The sequence below is a fragment of the Bradyrhizobium ferriligni genome (assembly GCF_056837965.1).
In genome coordinates this window covers 1-4,417 of sequence record NZ_JBXEJO010000152.1, presented here as the reverse complement: position 1 = coordinate 4,417, position 4,417 = coordinate 1, and the positions used below count along the sequence as shown (strand labels likewise).

General features: G+C 62.8%; 4 protein-coding genes. All 4 read left to right on the top strand.

Annotated features, from left to right (window positions below; all coding sequences use genetic code 11):
• A partial coding sequence (locus AC1VNY_RS42150) for a hypothetical protein (protein ID WP_482409617.1) occupies positions 1-538 on the top strand: 538 nt, incomplete at its 5' end.
• A 230-nt stretch (positions 539-768) separates the two neighbouring features.
• Positions 769-2,037, top strand: a complete 1,269-nt coding sequence (locus AC1VNY_RS42145; RefSeq protein ID WP_482409618.1) for an MFS transporter — start codon at positions 769-771, stop codon at positions 2,035-2,037.
• Positions 2,037-3,296, top strand: a complete 1,260-nt coding sequence (locus AC1VNY_RS42140; RefSeq protein ID WP_482409616.1) for an arsenic transporter — start codon at positions 2,037-2,039, stop codon at positions 3,294-3,296. The genes AC1VNY_RS42145 and AC1VNY_RS42140 overlap by 1 nt, the downstream gene beginning before the upstream one ends.
• A gap of 886 nt (positions 3,297-4,182) precedes the next feature.
• Positions 4,183-4,417 (top strand): transposase (locus AC1VNY_RS42135; protein WP_482409615.1); only part of this gene is annotated, 235 nt, incomplete at its 3' end.

Genomic DNA, 4,417 nt, shown 5'->3' with positions numbered 1-4,417 from the left:
CTCCACGAGCCGACGCACCGCCGCCACCACCCCCGGGACCCAAAGCGCTTTGAACAAATCACGAATGGATGATCGTCAGGAGATAATGATGTCCGAAGACCAGATCAAATTGTCCGGCAGGATCGTGCACATATTTGCGCATCGCTTTGTGGTCCAGACCCCGAAGGGCATGGTGCTTGCCGATCTCACGCCGCATGGAGCGGACCTCGTCAAGCTCCGGATCGGAGCCGATGTCGAACTGGAAGGCGAACGGAAACCCTCCGAGCTCAAGGTGACGCATTTTGCCTGCGATGGCGCCAGCGTGACGATCCAGCACAAGAAGAAGCACCATCACGACCACCACGAGCCTGCAGACCCGGCCACCGCGATCGAGGCGGTTCGCTCGGCCGGCTTCGAACCGATCGGCAAACCCCGTCGCAAACCCAAGCATTTTGAAATCGACGGCCGGCGAAACGGTGAGACCTACGAACTGCACGTGGAATTGGGCGGACGAATCCGGAAAACCAAGCGTGCCGGCAGCGGACACGAAGCTGCTTGATGCGTGAGCGGCGACCAACGCCGCTCTGACCAATCGCCGTCTGCGATCGTCGACGGAGAAACGGACCCGAGCCGGATCTCAACCGGCTCGGGGACCGATAGGGCCTCGTCGAGCAGCCAGATCATTCATCAAGCATCGGACGACAACGTGTCGACTCCAAAGGTGGAACCCCAATGCTGCCGGTACAGACCGGCATTTTCCTCATTTCAGGCTTCTGAGGAGAGGCGCCGATCACTGCACAGAGCGCAAATCGAAATGGCGCGCTATTTCCGCTGCTCGCGTTGAACTTCTTCATGGCAGACATGCAGGCCGGCATCGGCCCGTTCCTCGGCGTGTTCCTGCTCGCGCACGGCTGGCAGAGCGGCTGGATCGGAACGGTGATGACGGCGGGCGGCGTCGCCGGCATGCTGATGACGACGCCCGCTGGCGCTCTGATCGACACCACCCGCAGCAAGAAGCTGTTCGTCATCATCCCCGGTATCTGCACCGTCATCGCGTCCAGCATCGTGCTGCTGTCGCAGGAGTTCTGGCTGGTGGCTGCCTCTCAGGTCGCGACCGCGATCGCGGGTGCTTCGATCGGGCCGGCGGTCGCCGGCATCACGCTCGGCATTGTGCGCCAGGTCGGGTTCAACCAGCAGAACGGCCGCAACCAGGCCTTCAATCATGCCGGCAATATGGTAGGCGCCGGCTTGTCCGGATTCGTCGGGTGGGTCTACGGCTTCGCCGCGGTATTCTGGCTTGCTGCGCTATTCGGCGTCCTCTCAATCGTCTCCGTGCTGATGATCCCGAGCGCATCGATCGACGACGACGCGGCCCGCGGGCTGGAACGCAAGGGCAATAATGACAAGCCGGCAAATGGGCTGCGGGTGCTGGCCGAGTCGAAGCCGTTGCTGATCCTTGCCGCGGCGCTGCTCTTCTTCCACCTCGGCAATGCGGCCATGCTTCCGCTTTACGGTTTGGCCGTCGTCGCAGACAAGCAGGCCGATCCGGCGAGTTTCGTCGCCATGACCATCGTCATCGCCCAGGGCACCATGATCCTGACCTCGCTGGCCGCTATGCGAATGGCCGAAAAGGAAGGTTACTGGCTGGTCCTATTGGCATCGTTCATGGCCTTGCCGATCCGGGGTATCATCGCGGCCTGGCTCTTGAACAAATGGGGGGTTTATCCGGTGCAAATTCTCGACGGTGTTGGAGCAGGCTTGCAGAGCGTCGCGGTGCCGGGACTCGTCGCGCGGATCCTCGATGGCACCGGGCGGATCAATGCTGGCCAGGGCGCGGTGATGACGGTGCAGGGCATCGGCGCCTCGCTCAGTCCCGCGATCGGCGGCTGGATCGCGCAGGAGCTCGGATACGGAGCGATGTTTCTCATTCTCGGCGGCTTCGCCACGGTCTCGGTCGCGCTATGGAGCGTCTTCGCTCCGTTGGTGAAGCCTGCTTGCGCAACGAGAGCGCGGTCGCTAACAGACAAGACTTTCTCAAGCATTGCGAGTGTCGCCTGATGTTCGGGAGCAACGCAGCGACCTGGGGAATCGCGTGTCTCGCAACTCTGGGTGTCATAGCGCGTCCGTGGAATCTTCCCGAATACATCTGGGCCGTGACCGGCGCAGTCTTGCTGATCGCCTTCGATCTGTTGCCGTGGCGGGATGCCGCCGCGGCCGCAGGGAAAGGCACCGATGTCTATTTTTTTCTGATCGGCATGATGCTGCTGGCCGAGGTCGCGCGAAAGGAGGGTTTGTTCGACTGGCTAGCCGAACAGGCTGTCAGGCATGCGCGCAACTCGGCGTCCCGGTTGTTTTCGATCGTATATGCGGTCGGTACACTGGTCACCATCTTCCTGTCGAACGACGCTACCGCGGTCGTGCTGACACCCGCGGTCTACGCTGCGACCCGTACCGCGAAGGTCGAGCCGCTGCCTTATCTCTTCGTCTGCGCATTCATCGCCAACGCCGCCAGCTTCGTGCTGCCGATCTCGAACCCAGCGAACCTCGTGGTGTTCGGCGCACACATGCCGACGCTGCTGGAATGGCTACACTACTTCCTGCTGCCTTCGATCGTGGCGATCGCTGCGACCTTCATCATGCTCCGGTTCAGCCTGCGCGCGAGCTTGTCGGGCGGCGTCGACGAGCGTGACGGAGAGCCGGTTATTCTGACGAGGAGCGCTGCGATCGTTGCGGCCGGCATCGGCGCGACGGCGGTGGTGCTGCTCGCCGCGTCGGCCTTCGATCGCGATCTTGGAATCCCGACCTTTGCTTGCGGCGCGGCAGTGACCGGGATGGTGCTCCTGCTCGGCCGCAAATCGCCGCTATCGATCGCTCGCGACACCTCATGGTCGGTCCTTCCTCTCGTCGCCGGGCTGTTCATCCTGGTCGAGGGCCTCAATCGTACCGGCGTGCTGCCGACACTCGCCAAGGAACTCAAGCAAATGGCCGCGCTGTCGCCGCACGCAACCGCGTGGGGTGCCGGCATCATCACGGCGATCGCCTCGAACCTCATCAACAATCTTCCAATGGGCCTAATCGCGTCGACCACGACGCATGCCGCGCAGGTGTCGCATCACATCACCGGCGCAGTCCTGATCGGCGTCGATCTCGGACCCAACCTGTCGGTCACCGGCTCGCTCGCAACGATCCTGTGGCTGATCGCGCTGCGGCGCGAGGGCGAGCATGTCGGCGCGTTTCGCTTTCTGCAACTCGGCGTCCTCGTTATGCCGCCGGCATTGGTGCTGTCGCTCCTCGCGCTCTCGCTGACTGCGTCGTAGGAGCGTTCAACTGCCTATGACAACCGAGAAACGAGGCAGAGTCCGGTCCAACTCTCAGCAACCTTTTGCCGCTGCACACGTCTGTTACCGCGCGGGAAGCGGAGCAAGTGGATCCGAGCCGAACGGCGAACGGACTTTCGACAGGTCAATGCGCAATCAGGAAGCCATCTGCATCCTGGGCGAGCGACTCCACAAGGTCCTGCCGTCGCGGCCAAAATGCGCGCTGCCCCGCCGCCACTGCTAGTTAACCGCGCGCGTTCCGGCGTGTTAGAAATTGCTCCCGGAAGCCAAATTCTGGGAATGGGCTGACTCACGCGCCCTACCGAGCAGCCTGCGGGATCAGGGTGACGGTCTTCTCGGTGGTGGCGACAAGGCCAAACCTTGCCGGCGCGCTCTTCACCGCCGCAACGGTGCTCGCCGTCGACGCCATCGGCCGTCACGGCGCCCGCCCCGCCACGTCACAGGAGGCGCGCTTGGGTCTCCATCTCGATCCCGTCGCTTAGCCCCGCGGCGGTTATGCGCTCACGCCTTCCTAAAGGGAACGTCGCGAGGCGGTTGGAATGATCGGCTAGACGTATCGCTACCCTAAGTCCCCTGACGGTGACCGATTCAGGGCAAGCAATTTGGCGTAAAGTTCGATGAGCTCACGCGCGATCGACAAGCCGAAGCCGGCGAGCTTCGTCGAGCCGTTTGCCGCCCTGCATCGCCCACAATTTCCGCTCCGGAGATAGTCGGCTCAATCGTCTTCGACGACGACGATTCCACTCACTCCCATGATGCAAGAATTCGGTTATCCGGAGCGCTTGGAATTACCGGTTTTGCAGACCGGTCACCTTCGGCCGGTGATCGATCGGCTCGCGGAAGCTCTTCGGCTACTAGGCTGCCTATGCCGAAGGTTTCCCGACTTGAAGTCGTCTCGACGGGCGCACGGCGCCGTTGGGCTTTGGAGGAGAAGCAGCGGATCGTTGCCGAGAGCTACAGCGGGCCACGATTGGTGTCGGTAACGGCACGTCGCAACGGATCGAGCCAATTGTTCACGTGGCGCCGGCTGGCGCGCGACGGCCGGCTGGCGGAGGACGCGGTGCCTGCGCTTGTACCCGTGGAGATCACCTCTACGCCAG